Source organism: Streptomyces sp. NPDC048481 (assembly GCF_043200075.1).
In the GTDB taxonomy this organism is placed as follows: Bacteria; Actinomycetota; Actinomycetes; order Streptomycetales; family Streptomycetaceae; genus Streptomyces.
Genome location: NZ_JBICXC010000001.1, coordinates 465,327 through 481,602 on the forward strand (window position 1 = coordinate 465,327; position 16,276 = coordinate 481,602).

Sequence of the window (16,276 nt, forward strand, 5' to 3'; positions counted from 1 at the left end):
AGGCCGTACGCATTCGGCGTACGGAACCGGCGAGACAGGACACAGAGAGCTCCCGTGCGGCGCCCGCGCCCCGGACGGCGGCACCGCGCATCGCGCGAGCCGCGGACGTCAACGGCGGTCGATCCCTCGTGATCGCCGCCGGACCAGGCGCGGCGCCCGGGAGCCTGACGGGAGAAACGCCCGCATGCTCGAGCCAACCGAATCCGCAGAGTCCGTGAAGGACTCCGAAGCGAACACCCCCAGCGACACCCTGCCGCCGCGACGTCGGCGCCGTGCCGCTTCCCGGCCGGCGGGTCCGCCGTCCGGGGCCGCCGCCGACGCCCCCGCCGAGATCACCACGCCGGCCATACCGGCCGTGGAGTCCGTCGAGGAACCGGCGGAGGACGACGTCACGGACGACACCGTCCAGGACGCGAACACCGTCGCCGCCGCGGCCGACCAGCCCGCGGAGGCCGCCGAGGCCGCTCCGCGCACCCGCCGCCGGGCCACCCGCCGGGCCTCCGCGCCCGCCGGCGCCCCGGCTGCCGCCGAGGCGGCCGAGGCCGTCGTGCCGGCCGCCGCCGAGGCGAGCGTCCCGGCCGTCGACGAGGCCGCCGCCGAGGAGGCGACGGCCGAGGAAGCGGCTCCCCGCCGCTCCCGCCGTCGCGCCACGCGCCGCGTGACGACGCCCACGGAGGCCCCGGCCGAGATCGTGGAGTCCGCCGTGGAGCCTGCCGCCGCGCCCGAGCCGGTCACCCAGGCAGCCCCGGCTGCCGAGGAGGAGCCCGCAGAGGCCGCTCCGCGCACCCGGCGCCGCGCCACCCGTCGGGTGACCGCCCCGGCCGCCACGCCGGAGGCCGCCGCGCCCGCCGAAGCGACCGCCCCCGCCGAGGCCGAGGCGCCCGTCGCGACGGAGGAGGCGGCCGAGCCGGCTGCTCCGCGCTCCCGTCGTCGTGCCACCCGTCGCGTCTCCACGCCCGTCGCCGAGACCCCGGAGACCCCCGAGACCGTCGAGGTCGCTGAGCCGCAGGCGTCCCAGGAGCCCGAGCCGGCCGTGCAGCCGGCCGCGCCTGCCGCCGTCGAGGAGCCGAAGGCCGCCGAGGCCCCCGCCGACGAGGACGAGGCCGGTCCGCGCCGCGGTCGCCGCCGGGTGGTCCGCCGGGCCGCGGGCGGCTTCTCCGCGCCCGAGCCCGTGAAGGGCGAGGACGACGCTCCGCGCCGTCCGGCGCGGCCCGCGGTCGCCGTCTTCCAGGCGCCCGTGTTCGCCGAGCCCCAGTTCCAGACCCCGCAGCGGGCCGCGGCCGAGGCCGCCGCCGCCGAGGCGGACACCGTCGAGGCCGAGGAGCCCGAGGAGGTCCAGAGCGCCCCGGAGCCCGCAGAGGAGCCCGCCGGCACGCGCCGCCGCCGTCGCCGCAGGGCCGCCGTCGCCGGTGAGGACACCGACTCCGGCCGCCCCGCCGCACCCGCCGCCGAGAGCGTGGCGCCCGTCGCCGAGGACGAGCCGGAGAGCGAGCCGGAGGAGGCCGACGAGGCCGCCGAGGACCTCGCCGACGGTGACGACGACGGCGAGGAGACCGGTTCGCGCCGCCGTCGCCGCCGCGGCGGCCGCCGTCGCCGCCGGGGCGACGCGGCCGACGGAGAGGGCGAGTCCGGCGACGCCGACTCCGACTCCGACGACGCCGCCGGGCAGAGCGCCCGGGACACCGAGGACGCCGCCGAGCAGGACGACGCCGAGGACGAGCACGCCGACGACGAGGACGCGGGCGGTTCCACCGCCGGCAGCCGCCGGCGCCGCCGCCGTCGCCGCCGCGCCGGGGACGCCTCCACCGAGGCCGAGCCCGTGGACGGCGACCCCGAGCGCACGGTCGTCAAGGTCCGCGAGCCGCGCAAGCCCTCCGAGCCGTCCGACGAGGTGCAGTCCATCAAGGGCTCGACCCGTCTGGAGGCCAAGAAGCAGCGCCGCCGGGAAGGCCGCGAGCAGGGCCGCCGACGCGTCCCGATCATCACCGAGGCCGAGTTCCTGGCCCGCCGCGAGGCCGTCGAGCGCGTGATGGTCGTCCGCCAGAGCGGCGAGCGCACCCAGATCGGCGTCCTGGAAGACAACGTGCTCGTCGAGCACTACGTCAACAAGGAGCAGGCCACCTCGTACGTCGGCAACGTGTACCTGGGCAAGGTGCAGAACGTCCTGCCGTCGATGGAGGCCGCCTTCATCGACATCGGCAAGGGGCGCAACGCCGTCCTGTACGCCGGCGAGGTGAACTTCGAGGCGCTCGGCATGGCCAACGGGCCGCGCCGCATCGAGGCCGCCCTGAAGTCGGGCCAGTCCGTCCTCGTCCAGGTGACGAAGGACCCGATCGGCCACAAGGGCGCCCGTCTGACCAGCCAGGTCTCCCTCCCGGGCCGCTACCTCGTGTACGTGCCCGAGGGCTCGATGACCGGCATCAGCCGCAAGCTGCCCGACACCGAGCGGGCCCGCCTCAAGACGATCCTCAAGAAGATCGTCCCCGAGGACGCGGGCGTCATCGTGCGCACCGCGGCCGAGGGCGCGAGCGAGGACGAGCTGCGCCGCGACGTCGAGCGGCTTCAGGGCCAGTGGGAGGACATCCAGAAGAAGGCGAAGAACGGCGGCGGCTCCAACGCGCCGACGCTGCTGTACGGCGAGCCGGACATGACCGTCCGCGTCGTGCGCGACATCTTCAACGAGGACTTCACGAAGGTCATCGTCAGCGGTGACGAGGCCTGGTCGACGATCCACGGCTACGTCTCGCACGTCGCCCCCGACCTCGCCGGACGGCTGTCGAAGTGGACCTCCGAGGTCGACGTCTTCGCCACCTACCGGATCGACGAGCAGCTCGCCAAGGCGCTGGACCGCAAGGTCTGGCTGCCCAGCGGCGGCTCGCTGGTGATCGACCGGACCGAGGCCATGGTCGTGGTCGACGTCAACACCGGCAAGTTCACCGGGCAGGGCGGCAACCTCGAGGAGACGGTCACCAGGAACAACCTGGAGGCGGCCGAGGAGATCGTGCGCCAGCTGCGGCTGCGCGACCTCGGCGGCATCATCGTGATCGACTTCATCGACATGGTGCTGGAGTCCAACCGGGACCTGGTGCTGCGGCGTCTGCTGGAGTGCCTGGGCCGCGACCGCACCAAGCACCAGGTCGCCGAGGTCACCTCGCTGGGCCTGGTGCAGATGACCCGCAAGCGGGTCGGCCAGGGCCTGCTGGAGTCGTTCTCCGAGACCTGCGTGCACTGCAACGGCCGCGGCGTCATCGTCCACATGGAGCAGCCGACGTCCGCCGGTGGCGGCGGCAAGCGCAAGAAGCGCGGCCGCGGCGGCGACGGACAGGGCCACGACCACGAGCATGAGCACGAGACGGCGGCGGCCGAGACCGCCGAGCCGTACGCGGACGCCGAGCCGGAGACGGAGAGCGAGGCCGAGGTGACCGCCGAGGTGGCCGAGCCGGTCGCCCTGGCCGCACCCGACTTCGCCGTGGACGAGGAGCTGTACAGCAGCGTCGCCGAGGCGGAGGCGGCCGCCACGCGCGGCCGCGGCCGACGTCGGTCGAGCCGCCGGGCGTCCGCTCCGGCGGGCGCGCCGCGAGGCGGGTCGCGCCGCGCGGGCGGGTCCGAGGCGTTCGTCTCGGAGCTGTCGGCCGGTACCGCGGAGGAGGCCGTCGAGGCGCCCACCGCGCAGGACGTCACCGTCGAGGCGGAGACCGAGCGCCCGGTGCAGCCGGCCGCGACAGCCACCGCGCACACGGAGCCGGCCGCCGTCGAGGACCCGGTCGTCGAGGCGTCCGCCGCCGACACGCCGGCCATCGAGGAGGCCGCGCCCAAGGGCCGTACGCGCCGCCGCGCCACCCGCAAGGTGTCCGCGCCGGCCGGATCGCCCGCCGGCGCCGAGGCCGCCGTGGTCACGGTCGCCGAGACCCCGGCCGCCCCGGCCCCGGTTCCGGCCGCGGCCGCCGAGGCCGCCCCGGTCGAGCAGCCGGAGGCCGGACAGGCCGGCGGACCCGCCGCCGAGCCCGTCGCCGAGAGCGCGGCCCCGGCCCGCCCGCGGCGCCGGGCCGTGCGCAAGGCCACCGCGCCGACCGCCTCCGAGGAGACGGCCGTCGTGGTCGTCCCGTCGGTCGCGGCGGAGGCCACGGCCGGGTCCGTGACCGAGGGCGCGGCCGAGGCCACGTCCGAGGGGGCCGCCGCGCCCGCCGAGGACACGGCCGCCCCGGCGAAGAAGACGGCCGCCCGCAAGACGGCGAAGAAGGCCACGGCGAAGAAGGCCGCCACCAAGAAGACGGCGGCGGCCAAGACGACGGCCGCGAAGAAGACCGCCGCGAAGAAGGCGACGGCCAAGAAGGCGGCCAAGTCGGTCTCGAAGAAGACCGCGGCGGCCGAGCAGAGTGTGCCGTCCGTCACGGCCTCGACGGAGGACTGACCCGCCCGGCGCGGACAGACACGGTGCGGGCGTCCGGAGCATCCGGGCGCCCGCACCGACGTTTCGCCCGCCCCCCGTGCTCGCGTCGCCGTGCGTTCACCGGGGAGTTACTCTGTGTCTCTCTTGTGAGAGAGCGCACCCGCGCCATGGGTTTCGGGGTGATGACCCTGGGCAAGTTCGTCGTCTCCAGGCTGGTAACGTGCACTCTGGTCCCGGTGGCCAAAGACATGCACACCGTGACCACAGCCGATGAGCACATCCGGTCCTCCGGCCCGGACACGGCTGACTTCCCGCAAGGAACCCTCACGGGGCGGGGTCCTGTGTACAAGCCGTCCGCCCGCCCACAGGCGCCGGCGGACAACCAGGGATGCGGCCGTGCTGTGCATCGACACGGTCCCTTCCCGACCATGCATGACGTGGTGCGCCTTCGAGGTCGCCGTAGAGGAGGGGATGTCGATGACCGACGCCCATGAGTTCATACCGGCCGCCAAACCAGTGATCGGCGAGGAGGAGATCGAAGCCGCCGTGCGCGTGCTGCGCAGCGGCATGGTCGTCCAGGGGCCCGAGGTGGCCGCCTTCGAGGAGGAGTTCTCGGAGCTCGTCGAGGGACGTCACTGCGTCGCGGTCAACTCCGGCACCTCAGCGCTGCACCTGTCGCTCCTCGCCCTGGGCCTCGGCCCGGGCGACGAGGTCATCGTGCCGTCGTTCTCCTTCGCCGCCTCCGCCAACGCGGTGCGGCTCGTCGGCGCGGACGTCGTCTTCGCCGACGTCGACCCGGAGACGTACTGCCTGGACCCGGCCGCGGTCGAGGCCGCCCTGTCGCCGCGCACCGCCGCGATCATGCCGGTTCACCTGTACGGTCACCCGGCCGCCATGGACAAGATCATGGCGATCGCCCGGCAGCACGGACTCGCCGTCGTCGAGGACGCCTGCCAGGCCCACGCGGCCGCGCTGAACGGCACCCCCGTCGGCGCCTTCGGCGCCGTGGGCACGTTCAGCTTCTACCCGACGAAGAACATGCACAGCCTCGAGGGCGGCATGATCTCCACGGGTGACGCGGAGACCGCGCGGACCCTGCGCCTGCTGCGCAACCAGGGCATGGAGAAGCGCTACGCCAACGAGATCGTCGGCGCCAACGTGCGCATGACGGACGTCTCGGCCGCCATCGGCCGCGTGCAGCGCCGCAAGCTGGACGGCTGGACCGAGCAGCGCATCGCCAACGCCGCCTACCTCAGCGAGCACATCACGGCGCCGAACGTGATCACGCCGAAGACCGCCGACGGCGCCCGGCACATCTTCCACCAGTACACGGTCCGCATCCAGGGCGACCGCGACGCCGCCATGGCCCGGCTCACCGAGGCCGGCATCGGCAACGCCGTGTACTACCCGACTCCCATCCACCGGCTGAAGCCGTACTGGGAGCCGGACCAGAAGGCGGGCCGCACCTGGGACCTGCCCGAGACGGACCGGGCGGCCGCCGAGGTCGTCTCCCTGCCCGTCCACCCGGCCCTGTCCACGCAGGACCTGGAGCGGATCGTCACCGCCGTCAATGCTCTGGGGGAGCAGCTGTGAGCACCGGGAAGTCGCTGCGAGCGGGACTCGTCGGCCTCGGTTCCATGGGGCGTCACCACGCCCGTGTCCTGTCGGGTCTGGACGCCGTCGACCTCGTCGGCGTCGTCGACCCGATGGGGGACAAGTTCGGCGCCGCCCAGGGCGCGCCGATCCTGAACACCGTCGAGGAGCTGATCGCCCTCGGCGTGGACTACGCCGTGGTGGCCTGCCCGACGCATCTGCACGAAGAGGTCGGCCTGGCGCTCGCCGACGCCGGCGTCTGCGCGCTCATCGAGAAGCCGGTGGCGGAGTCCGTGGAGGGCGCCCGCCGGCTCGTCGAGGCGTTCGAGTCCAAGGGGCTCGTGGCCGGCGTCGGTCACATCGAGCGGTGCAACCCCGCGCTGCTCTCGCTGCGGGCCCGCCTGGAGGCCGGCGAGCTCGGCGACGTCTACCAGGTCGTCACCCGCCGCCAGGGTCCCTTCCCGCACCGCATCGCGGACGTCGGCGTCGTCAAGGACCTCGCCACGCACGACATCGACCTGACCGGCTGGGTGACCGGGCGTCAGTACGTGTCCATCGCCGCGCACACCGTCTCCAAGAGCGGCCGTGAGCACGAGGACATGGTCTCCGCGGTGGGCCGCCTCGACGACGGCACCATGGTCAACCACCTGGTGAACTGGCTGAGCCCGCTCAAGGAGCGGTTCACCTCGGTCACCGGCGAGCGCGGCTGCTTCATCGCCGACACCCTCACCGCCGACCTCACGTTCCACTCCAACGCGGCGGTCACCACCGAGTGGGAAGCCCTGCGGGCCTTCCGCGGCGTGTCCGAGGGCGACATGATCCGCTACGCGATCCCGAAGCGCGAGCCGCTCCAGGTCGAGCACGAGCTCTTCCGGGACGCGGTCCTCGGCAAGCCCGTCGACATCTGCACCCTGCGCCAGGGCATGCGCACCGTCGAGGTGGCCGCTGCGCTCCTGGAATCGGCCACGAACAACACCAGCGTTACGCTTCCGGTGGAGGACCTGGCCGTCCATGGCAGCTGAGCATCACACATCGGGGGAACGGTGCGTGCTCGGCGGGACTCCTACGTTCTGTGAGACTTTCCCCGCAGGACCAAGCCGGCCCGGCCGGCGGAGACCAGGAGCCCGAGCATGAGTGCTGCGCCTGACGTCAGCGTCGTCGTGGCGGTGTACAACACGATGCCGTACCTGACGGAGTGCCTGAACTCCCTGGTCGGGCAGACCATCGGACGCGAGCGGCTGGAGATCGTCGCCGTCGACGACGGCTCCACCGACGACAGCGGCCGCGAACTCGACCGGTTCGCGGCCCTGTACCCGGACACCGTCAAGGTGATCCACCAGCCCAACTCCGGCGGCCCCGCCGCGCCCAGCAACCGGGCGCTGGAGGTGGCGACCGGCCGGTACGTGTACTTCATCGGCTCCGACGACTACCTCGGCGAGGAGGCGTTGGAGCGCATGGTGAAGTACGCCGACAAGCACGACTCGGACGTGGTCGTCGGCAAGATGGTCGGCACCAACGGGCGCTACGTCCACCAGGCGCTGTTCCAGCACGGCGACCGGGACGTGCCGCTGGACGAGCCGGGGGTGCCGTTCACCCTGGCCAACACCAAGCTGTTCCGCCGCGAGATGGTGGAGAAGCACAAGCTGCGCTTCCCCGAGCACATGGCGGTGGGCAGCGACCAGCCGTTCACCATCGAGGCGCTCGTGCGGGCCCGCAAGATCTCGGTGGTGGCGGACTACACCTGCTACTACGCGGTCAAGCGCGGCGACGCCAGCAACATCACCTACCGCGCCGACCACCTCTCCCGGCTCGAGTGCACCGCCGAGATGATGAACTTCGCGGCCGGTCTCATCGAGGCGGGCCCGCAGCGCGACGCCCTGTTGCGCCGGCACTTCACCTGGGAGCTGGCCAAGCTCGTCCAGGACGACTTCCCGGCCCTGGACCGCGAGCGGCGCGAGAAGATCTGCGCGGGCATAGCGCGGCTCGCGGACGCCTACTTCACCGACGGCATCCGCGACGCCATGGACGTCAGGCGGCGGGTGCGCATCGCCCTGGCCCAGGCCGGCGCGGTCGACGAGCTGTGCGAGGCGATCGTCTCGGAGCCCCGCGACGGCGTCACGTTCGTGGTCGAGGACGACCGCACGTTCGCGCGCTACGCCGGCTTCCGGGATCCGCGCATCGGCCTCGCCGACCGTGTCTACGAGGTGCTGGACGGCGACTCGGTCGCCGCCCACCTCGCCCCGGGCGTCCGGCTGCTGGCCTCCGACTGGGAGCAGCAGGGCGACGGCCTCACCTACACCGCTTCCGTGCGGGTGCCCGTGGTCGGCGTGGCCGAGGGGATGACCCTGCGGCTCACCAAGGGCGCCATGCCCAAGTCGGCCGACAAGAACGGCGCCCGGAAGCTGAAGCCGAACCACAAGACACCGGCGCCCGTGGGCGAGCAGGTGGTGAAGCCCGCCGAGGACGGCGCGGCCACCGTGCTGCACGCCCGCGTCCCGCTGGAGTACGTCACCGCCAAGCGCGGTGTGCGGGTGTACCTGGACGTGGCCGGCGCCACGTACGAGGTCCCCGTGCGGGGCACCGACCTGCCCATGCCGCTGGCCCGCCGGTGGGGCCGGGAGGGGGACCCCTACCGGGCGTCGGCCATCGTCAACGACAAGGGGCGTGTCGTCGTCGACACGGCTCGGATGTTCCCGCCCAAGAGCGCTCTGGTCATCAGCGCGCTGTCAGCTCCCGTACGGAAGCTGAAGTCCCTGGCCGTCCGCGTCAGGGCGGCCGGCGTCAGAAAGTTGAAGTCCGCCGGTTTCAAGAAGCCGACCGGTTCCAAAAGGAAGTAGCGACCCTCCATGAACATCTGTGTAGTAGCACTCGGCAAGATCGGCCTGCCGCTCGCCGTGCAGTTCGCCTCCAAGGGCCACCGGGTCATCGGCGCGGACGTCAACGAGAAGGTCGTCGAGCTGGTCAACGCCGGCGTCGAGCCGTTCCCCGGCGAGCACGACCTCGACGTCAAGCTGAAGCAGGCCGTCGACGCCGGGCTGCTCAGCGCGACGACCGACACCGCGTCCGCGGTCGCCGAGTCCGAGGCCGTCGTCGTCGTCGTCCCGCTGTTCGTGGACGCCGAGGGCACCCCGGACTTCGGCTGGATGGACTCCGCGACGAAGGCCATCGCGCAGGGCCTCAAGCCCGGCACGCTGGTCTCGTACGAGACGACCCTCCCGGTCGGCACCACCCGCACCCGCTGGGCGCCGATGCTGGCGGAGGGCTCCGGCCTGACCGCGGGCGAGGACTTCCACCTCGTCTTCTCCCCGGAGCGCGTCCTGACCGGCCGGGTCTTCTCCGACCTGCGCCGCTATCCCAAGCTGGTCGGCGGCATCGACGAGGCGTCCGCGGCCCGTGGTGTCGAGTTCTACGAGGCCGTCCTCGACTTCGACGCGCGCGACGACCTGCCCCAGCCGAACGGCGTCTGGGACCTGGGCACCGCCGAGGCCTCCGAGCTGGCCAAGCTCGCCGAGACCACCTACCGCGACGTCAACATCGGCCTGGCGAACCAGTTCGCGCGCTTCGCCGACAGCAACGGCATCGACGTCAAGAAGGTCATCGAGGCCTGCAACTCGCAGCCCTACAGCCACATCCACCAGCCGGGCATCGCCGTCGGCGGCCACTGCATCCCGATCTACCCGCGGATGTACCTGTGGAACGACCCGGCCGCGACCGTCGTGCGCTCCGCGCGTGAGGCCAACGCCGCGATGCCCGAGTACGCCGTCGACCTGCTGGCCGCCGCGTACGGCGACCTGACCGGCGTGAACGTGCTGGTGCTGGGCGCCGCCTACCGTGGCGGCGTGAAGGAGACGGCGTTCTCGGGCGTCTTCCCGACCGTCGAGGCCCTCAAGGCGCGTGGCGCGGTCCCCTTCGTCTCGGACCCGATGTACACCGACGCCGAGCTCCTCGCGCACGGCCTCACCCCGCACGCGGGCGAGAAGGTCACCGCGGCGATCCTCCAGGCCGACCACGCCGAGTACCGCACGCTGACCCCGGCCGACCTGCCGGACGTCACCGTCCTGGTCGACGGCCGCCGCACCACCGACCCGGAGGCCTGGAAGGGCGTCCGCCGCGTGGTCATCGGCGGCTGAGCGCCGCCTCGCGCCGCACCGCCTCCGGCCCCTGTCTCGTACTCACGAGGCGGGGGCCGGAGCGGTTTGCACGCCGAGGCCCACGTGCGCGGAGCAGACGCGGCTGCGCTGATCGGTCGAGGCGAGGCGCGGCTGTCCGGCGCGGACGGCCGTCCGCTGGACCGATGGCAGGCCCGGTCGGGTGTGGTCGCGGGCGGCGGTCAGCAAGGGCGACGAAGGCGCGGGAGAAAGTCCCGTATCCGGGCTGCCTCGCCCGGCTCCACGGCGGGGTGGCCCCGGGGCGTCGTGGGACGGTGGCGGCGCTGGCCCGATCGCGGGGCCGGGAACAGGGGCCGATTGCGTGGGGCTTGTGGCGCTGAGCCGTGCGCTGACGTCGGCGCGCTCCCCGCCCTGCGGTGGGGGCGACGCACGTAAGGGGTCGTCGACGGCGGGGCCGGCCGTCCCTTGTCGACGTATGTGCCGGGCGGCCGTCGAGCACCTCGGCGTCCCTGAGGAGGTTTGGGACGAAAGTGTCAGCGCGCGCCCACTGATGCTCGGGGCTCCGGGTGCTCCGGCCGGTCCGGGCGTGGCACGGAGGGGCCGGCGCGGCGCAGGCGACGCTCGGCCGGGTGCTCCACCCCGTGGTAGGCGGCGGCCGCGGCGGTCAGGCTCACGGCCAGCACGCCCGCCCAGAACAGCAGCGTCGCGTCGCCGGGGGCGGGCCTGCCCCACGTGAAGACGGCGGCACGGATCACGATCTCGTGGAGCAGATACCAGGCGAACGACCAGTGTCCGAGCCTGATCATCCAGGCCCCGCCGAGCCCGGTGCGCCGGCCGTCCAGGTCGGCCCGTGCGGCCGCGCAGATCAGCGCCGCGAAGATCGGGGCCGACAGCCACTGCGAGGCCGTGTAGGGGCTGTACCAGAGCGCGTCCGGGACCGCGTGCGACCACGGGATCAGGGCCAGGTGCCAGCCCATGACGAGCGACGCGGCGGCCCACAGCGGCAGCGGCGGCCGCCAGCCGCGCTTGAGCGCCAGACCGGCCACCACGCCCAGCACGAACTGCAGCGCACGCGTCAGCGGCAGGTAGTCGAGCGCCCAGCCGCGCGTGGCCGGCGACAGGCCGGACAGGGACGGCCACAGCACCAGGGCGGCACCGGTCACGGCGACGGCCGTCCACAGCCATACGCGGGCGCGGCGCCCCGCCAGCAGGGCCAGCAGCGCGGGGAAGAGCAGATAGAAGAAGGCCTCGTCGCTGAGCGACCAGGCCGCCGGGTTGCCTCCGGTGAACATCACCGGCTGCGGGAACCATGCGTGCACCGCCAGCAGGGTCGCCGCCACCGCCTTGAGCGACACAGGGTGATCCATGACGGCCCACACGGCGACCGACACCCCGACGCTGACCGCGAGCAGCGGCCAGATCCGGGCGAAGCGCCGCCACAGGAAGACCTTCGCCGGGACGCGGGCGCCGTCGTACGTCCAGGCCAGGACGACACCGGACAGGACGAAGAAGAAGGTCACGCCGCTGCGCCCGTACCACACGGCTTCGCTCAGGAACGGGACGGTGCCGACCTGACGGGAGAGGTGATACAGGACGACCAGCAGGGCCGCCCAGAAACGAAGCCCGGTCAACGACGGGAGTCGGTCGCGGCCGGGCCCGGGTATCGAGGTCACAAGGGGTCCTTCACCATCAGGGAAGCAGAAGGCGGTCGAACTCCTCGCAGACGACCGGCCAGTCCCATGATGCCAGGGCGTGCGCGGAAGCCGCCTCGCCGGTTCGGCGCCAGGTGTCCGGGTCCGCGGTGACCTTCAGGATGCGTTCCGCCGCCTCCTGTGGCGAGGCGACGACCCAGTCGGCGGGGAACAGGGTGCGCGCCCCGTTGGCCTTGCCCGCGAAGAACGGCCAGTCGCGGCCCACGGGGACGGCACCGCTCGCGGCGCCCTCCACGAACCCGCAGTGGAAGCTCTCCCGCACGGAGGCGCTGAGGATGACGCCGACGTCCGTCAGCGCCGCCGGGACGTCGTCCAGCTGGCCGAGCCTGCGGACGGCCCCCGACGGCTCCAGCTCGGCCAGGTCGCCCCGGTAGAGGCGGGCGTAGGCGCGGGCGGCGGCGCTGAGCTTGGCGTCGACGTCCTCGCCGATCAGCAGGAGCCGGTAGCGGGAGTCCTGCGCGCGCAGGATCCGCAGCACCTCGATCGCCCAGCGCGGGTCCTTGGCGACCGACGAGATCCCCGTCAGGCCGAGGGTGAAGCGGGCGTCGTCCGGCTTGGGGCGCACCTGCGCGGCCAGGTCCATGGCGTTGGCGATGACGTGCAGCCGGGGCGTGCGCCGCCCGGGCTCCGCCGTCAGACCGGGCGCCACGGCCACCGTCAGGTCCCGCAGATGAGCGCCGACGAACACCAGGTCGTCGACGCGGCTGAAGTCGACCAGGAAGGGCCAGGGGCTGAACGTCTCGGCGCTGTGCAGGCGCACGACGATCCGGGTGTCGCCGGGGTCGACGGAGGTCAGCAGCGCGGCCGGTCCGACGCACCAGTCGACGAAGACGGTGTCCGCCCAGTCCAGGTGGGGCCGCAGGAGCTTCTCGGCCTGCCGGCCGAACTCCTCGTCCTCGCCCAGCCGGTGGGCCGCCAGCGCGGTGAGGGAGCCGGCCAGCTTGTCGAGCTCCGGCTCGTCCTTCAGGTCCAGGGAGCGGACCTCGACGCCGGGGTGCTCCGTGTAGTGGTCGCGGATCTCCCCGAGGAAGTTCGCGTTGCCCCGGGTGACGAACAGCAGCCGCAGCGGCCGGCCGGCGGGCGGCGCGGCGGGTTCGGCGGTGCGGCCCGCGCCCTCGGTCAGCGCCCGGACGGACGCCGCGGCGTGCACCTGCGCCAGATACCCGGCGGGGTCCTGGGCGAGCGGCGACGTCGTCCGGTCGAAGTGCAGCACCCGGTGGAAGGCCAGTTGCAGCGCCCGGACCGCGGACGCGGCCGCCGCGCCGGCGTCGCCCTCGGCCAACCGGTCGTCGGCGTAGGCGAGTTCGGCGGTGACGGCGTCGGTCAGGGCCCGTGGGGCCTTGCCGCGCCCCAGTTCGAGGCGCGCGGCGTCGCCGAGCAGGTCCGCCCGGTGCCGCGCGCTGGTCGTGCGGCGGGCCGCGGAACTCAGCGTGAGTACCGCGCCCTCGGGCCGGTTGGCCTTGTCCAGGCCGTCCCGCACGCGCTGGGCGATGCGGAAGCGCAGCGAGTCCGGCAGTCCCGGAGCCGCCACCACGAGCCGCCAGGCGCGCGCGCCCGCTCCGGTCCGCAGCACGCTCGGGTGCAGTGCGCGCCGGGCCACCGCGCCGGGCAGCCGTGTGATCCCCCGTTTGGCCGTCATGCCGATCGGCTCCCGGTGAGCGCGGAGCGGACGGTGTCGCTCAGGTGCTGGGCCGCGGGGGCCATCAGCAGGCCGCGGGTGAAGCGGGCGGCGTGGGCGCGCGCCTCTGCCCGCTGCTCGGGCGTCGTCTCGACGGCCATCCGGGCCGCCTTGACGAAGGAGTCGGCGATGCCCTCGGCGTCCAGGCCGCAGGCCCCGGTCCACAGCGGGTGCCCGGCCAGCACGGCGGAGGCGTCGTGGTCCACCTCGTGGGCGGAGACCACCGGCAGCCCGGACGCCATGAACTCGTACACCTTGCCCGAGGTCACGAAGCGGCCGCCGACGAGCATCAGCACCAGGGCGTCCCAGCGGCCGTAGGTCGCGCCGACCTCGGCCTTGGCCACCGGGCCGCCGAACAGGACGCCGTCGGGCTCGGCCTGCCGGATGAGCGTCATATGGGCGTTGGCCTCGCGGCTGGCGCCCGCGCCGATGTGCCCGCGGATCTCGAACCGGGACCGGGCGACCAGCGGGTCGCGCTCCCGGGCCGCCCGCCAGCCGTCCAGGACGGTGGCGAGGAAGGCGGGCTTGAAGTTCACCGAGCCCAGGTAACCGAAGGTCAGGCCCTTGTCCGGGTCGGGCCTGCCGTGCACCTCGGGCACGCTGTCCGGGTCGAAGCCGTTGCGTACGACGTGCACCCGCTCGGCGAGCTGCGGGTAGCGGTCGCGGTAGAAGTCCGCGATGGGATCGTTGACGCACCAGATCGCCACGGCCTGCGAGAGGACCTTGGACTCCCACTCGCCCGACTCGGAGTCGCGGGTGAACGCCTCGCCGCCGCCGATCACGTCGACGGACCAGCCGTCGCGGAAGTCGATCGCGTACGGGACCTTGTGCGTCTCCCACAGCTTCCACGCGGCCGCCAGGTTGACGTACGGGGCGCAGCTCGCCAGCAGCAGGTCGGCCGGGAACTCGCGGTGGATGTCGACCACGCCCTGCTCCAGGGCCGAGCGCCAGCCGCCGAACACCGGCTCGGGGAAGTGCTCCAGGTGCCGGTCGCGCTCGCGCTGCATCCAGCGGATCGGGTTCAGCGCCCGGTCCTCGGTGAACAGCCGGATGTCGGTCTCCAGGTCCTCACGGGCCAGCGGGAGTTCGACGATCCGCACCCGCGGGTCCACCGGGTCGGAGAGCGTGTGGTCGAGACCGTACTCCCGCTCCCAGGACTCCTCCGCGATGGTGAGCACGGTCACGTCCCAGCCGAGCTCGACGAACTTGTTCGCCGTCTCGCGCATCCGGTACGCACAGCTCTTCGCCGCCGGCGGGAAGCCGATGGCCAGGTAGATCATGTGCGGGCGGACTCCGTCGGGCCGCGGGCCCGTCGTCCTGGGACGCTTGATCACGTTTCGCAAGGGGTGCTCCGGGAGACTGATGGAACGGTGGCGAGAGCGGCGGCCGGCTCAGGCCTCGACGATGGCCTGTACGGCGCGCACGGCGGCGTTCCCGTCACCGTACGGCGTGCCGCGCGGGGTCTCGGGCGCCGGACGGGTGGCGAGCGCGGTGAAGTCGGGGGTCTCGTGCGGGTCCGGCACGAGGTGGTTCCAGCCGCCCTCGAGCGTCTCGACCCACTCGGTCTCGGGACGCACGGTGGTGCAGGCGCGGCCCAGCAGGAAGGTCTCCTTCTGCAGGCCGCCGGAGTCGGTGACCACACCGGCGGAGCCCAGGACGGCGCCCACGAGGCCGGCGTAGGGCAGCGGACGGCCGACGCGCACGGCGCCCTGGTTCAGCTCGATGCCGTGCTGCTCGGCACGGGCCACCAGACGCGGGTGGGCCAGCAGCGCCACCGGGACGGGCAGCGCGGCCAGCGAGCCGATGATGGCGGCGAGCCGCTCCGGGTCGTCGGTGTTGTCCGGGCGGTGCAGCGTCGACACCAGGTAGGGCGCGTCGGCGTCGATGCCCTCGGGCAGCTCCGGACGCGGGTGCTCGCCGGCCAGGACGGCGTCGCGGATGCGCAGGCAGACGTCGACCATGACGTCGCCGACGAGGGTGGAGCGGTGCGCCAGGCCCTCGTTCGACAGGTGGCGCATGGCCTCCTCGGTCGGCGCGAGCAGCAGGTCGGCGGCGTGGTCGGTGAGGACGCGGTTGTGCTCCTCGGGCATCCGCCGGTTGAAGGAGCGCAGGCCCGCCTCCAGGTGCGCGACCCGGTAGTGCAGCTTCACCGCGGAGAGCGCGCCGGCGACCGTCGAGTTCGTGTCGCCGTAGACCAGGACCCAGTCGGGCTTCTCCGTCTCCAGCACCTTGTCCATGGCGGCGAGCACCGCGCCGGTCTGCTCGCCGTGGCCGCCGGAGCCGACGCCGAGGTGCACGTCGGGGTCCGGGATGCCGAGGCCGGAGAAGAAGACATCGGAGAGGTCCGCGTCGTAGTGCTGGCCCGTGTGCACGATGACGTGCTCGTGAGGGGTGTCGGCGAATGCGGCCGCGATGGGCGCGAGCTTGACCAACTGGGGGCGTGCGCCCACGACACTGATGACCTTCACGTGCGCTGCTCCTACTGAATAAACGTATGGACGGCCGAACCCAGATCATACGGGCGTGGCGGCGGCCGTCGCCGCGCCCGGGCGACGCCCCGGCGACAGCCAGGCGACAGCCCTGCAACGGCCCGGCAACGGCGCGGGCCGGGCCGCTGGGCGGTCCGTCGCTGACGGTATGCTTTGATGCGCCGGGTTATCGGGTTATGTAGCCGTGCCGTCAGCACCCAAGTGCACTGCACGAGACACCCGCTTTGGACGGAACTGGTGTGCGAGCTCGATCATCCTTGCGGGCTCCTGCAACGTGCCAGAAGTTTCAGATCAGGAAAGGCACA

At 73.3% G+C, this 16,276-nt stretch carries 9 protein-coding genes; 5 read left to right on the plus strand and 4 right to left on the minus strand.

The features are described 5' to 3' along the window. The first annotated feature begins 184 nt into the window (after positions 1-184). From ACGFSH_RS01975 to ACGFSH_RS01995, 5 genes are all read left to right on the plus strand, one after another. On the plus strand, positions 185-4,411 hold the full coding sequence (locus ACGFSH_RS01975; protein ID WP_393343991.1) for an Rne/Rng family ribonuclease: 4,227 nt from the start codon (positions 185-187) through the stop codon (positions 4,409-4,411). A 456-nt stretch (positions 4,412-4,867) separates the two neighbouring features. Beyond that, positions 4,868-5,983 carry a DegT/DnrJ/EryC1/StrS family aminotransferase gene (locus ACGFSH_RS01980; RefSeq protein ID WP_393343993.1) on the plus strand — a complete coding sequence of 372 codons (1,116 nt, stop codon included), beginning with the start codon at positions 4,868-4,870 and terminating at the stop codon, positions 5,981-5,983. Then, positions 5,980-7,005, plus strand: a complete 1,026-nt coding sequence (locus ACGFSH_RS01985; protein ID WP_351360051.1) for a Gfo/Idh/MocA family oxidoreductase — start codon at positions 5,980-5,982, stop codon at positions 7,003-7,005. The genes ACGFSH_RS01980 and ACGFSH_RS01985 overlap by 4 nt, the downstream gene beginning before the upstream one ends. 108 nt (positions 7,006-7,113) lie before the next feature. Beyond that, entirely contained in the window at positions 7,114-8,820 is a 1,707-nt protein-coding gene (locus ACGFSH_RS01990; RefSeq protein ID WP_393343994.1) for a glycosyltransferase family 2 protein, read from the plus strand. Positions 8,821-8,829: 9 nt separating this feature from the next. Beyond that, complete coding sequence (locus ACGFSH_RS01995) at positions 8,830-10,113, plus strand: nucleotide sugar dehydrogenase (protein WP_393343995.1); 1,284 nt, start codon at positions 8,830-8,832, stop codon at positions 10,111-10,113. A 512-nt stretch (positions 10,114-10,625) separates the two neighbouring features. On the opposite strand, the gene ACGFSH_RS02000 is transcribed toward ACGFSH_RS01995, so the two are convergent. The 4 genes from ACGFSH_RS02000 to wecB form a co-directional block, all read right to left on the minus strand. Continuing rightward, positions 10,626-11,765: an acyltransferase family protein gene (locus tag ACGFSH_RS02000; RefSeq protein ID WP_393343997.1), complete on the minus strand. Its 1,140-nt coding sequence runs from the start codon at positions 11,763-11,765 to the stop codon at positions 10,626-10,628. A 16-nt stretch (positions 11,766-11,781) separates the two neighbouring features. After that, a complete protein-coding gene (locus ACGFSH_RS02005) occupies positions 11,782-13,443 on the minus strand; it encodes a glycosyltransferase (protein WP_393343999.1) in 1,662 nt (553 codons plus the stop codon). Continuing rightward, positions 13,440-14,762 carry a glycosyltransferase gene (locus ACGFSH_RS02010; RefSeq protein ID WP_393344001.1) on the minus strand — a complete coding sequence of 441 codons (1,323 nt, stop codon included), beginning with the start codon at positions 14,760-14,762 and terminating at the stop codon, positions 13,440-13,442. Before ACGFSH_RS02010 ends, ACGFSH_RS02005 begins: the two co-directional genes overlap by 4 nt. Before the next feature lie 111 nt (positions 14,763-14,873). Further along, complete coding sequence (gene wecB / locus ACGFSH_RS02015; protein WP_393344003.1) at positions 14,874-15,950, minus strand: non-hydrolyzing UDP-N-acetylglucosamine 2-epimerase; 1,077 nt, start codon at positions 15,948-15,950, stop codon at positions 14,874-14,876. Between the last annotated feature and the right edge of the window lie 326 nt (positions 15,951-16,276).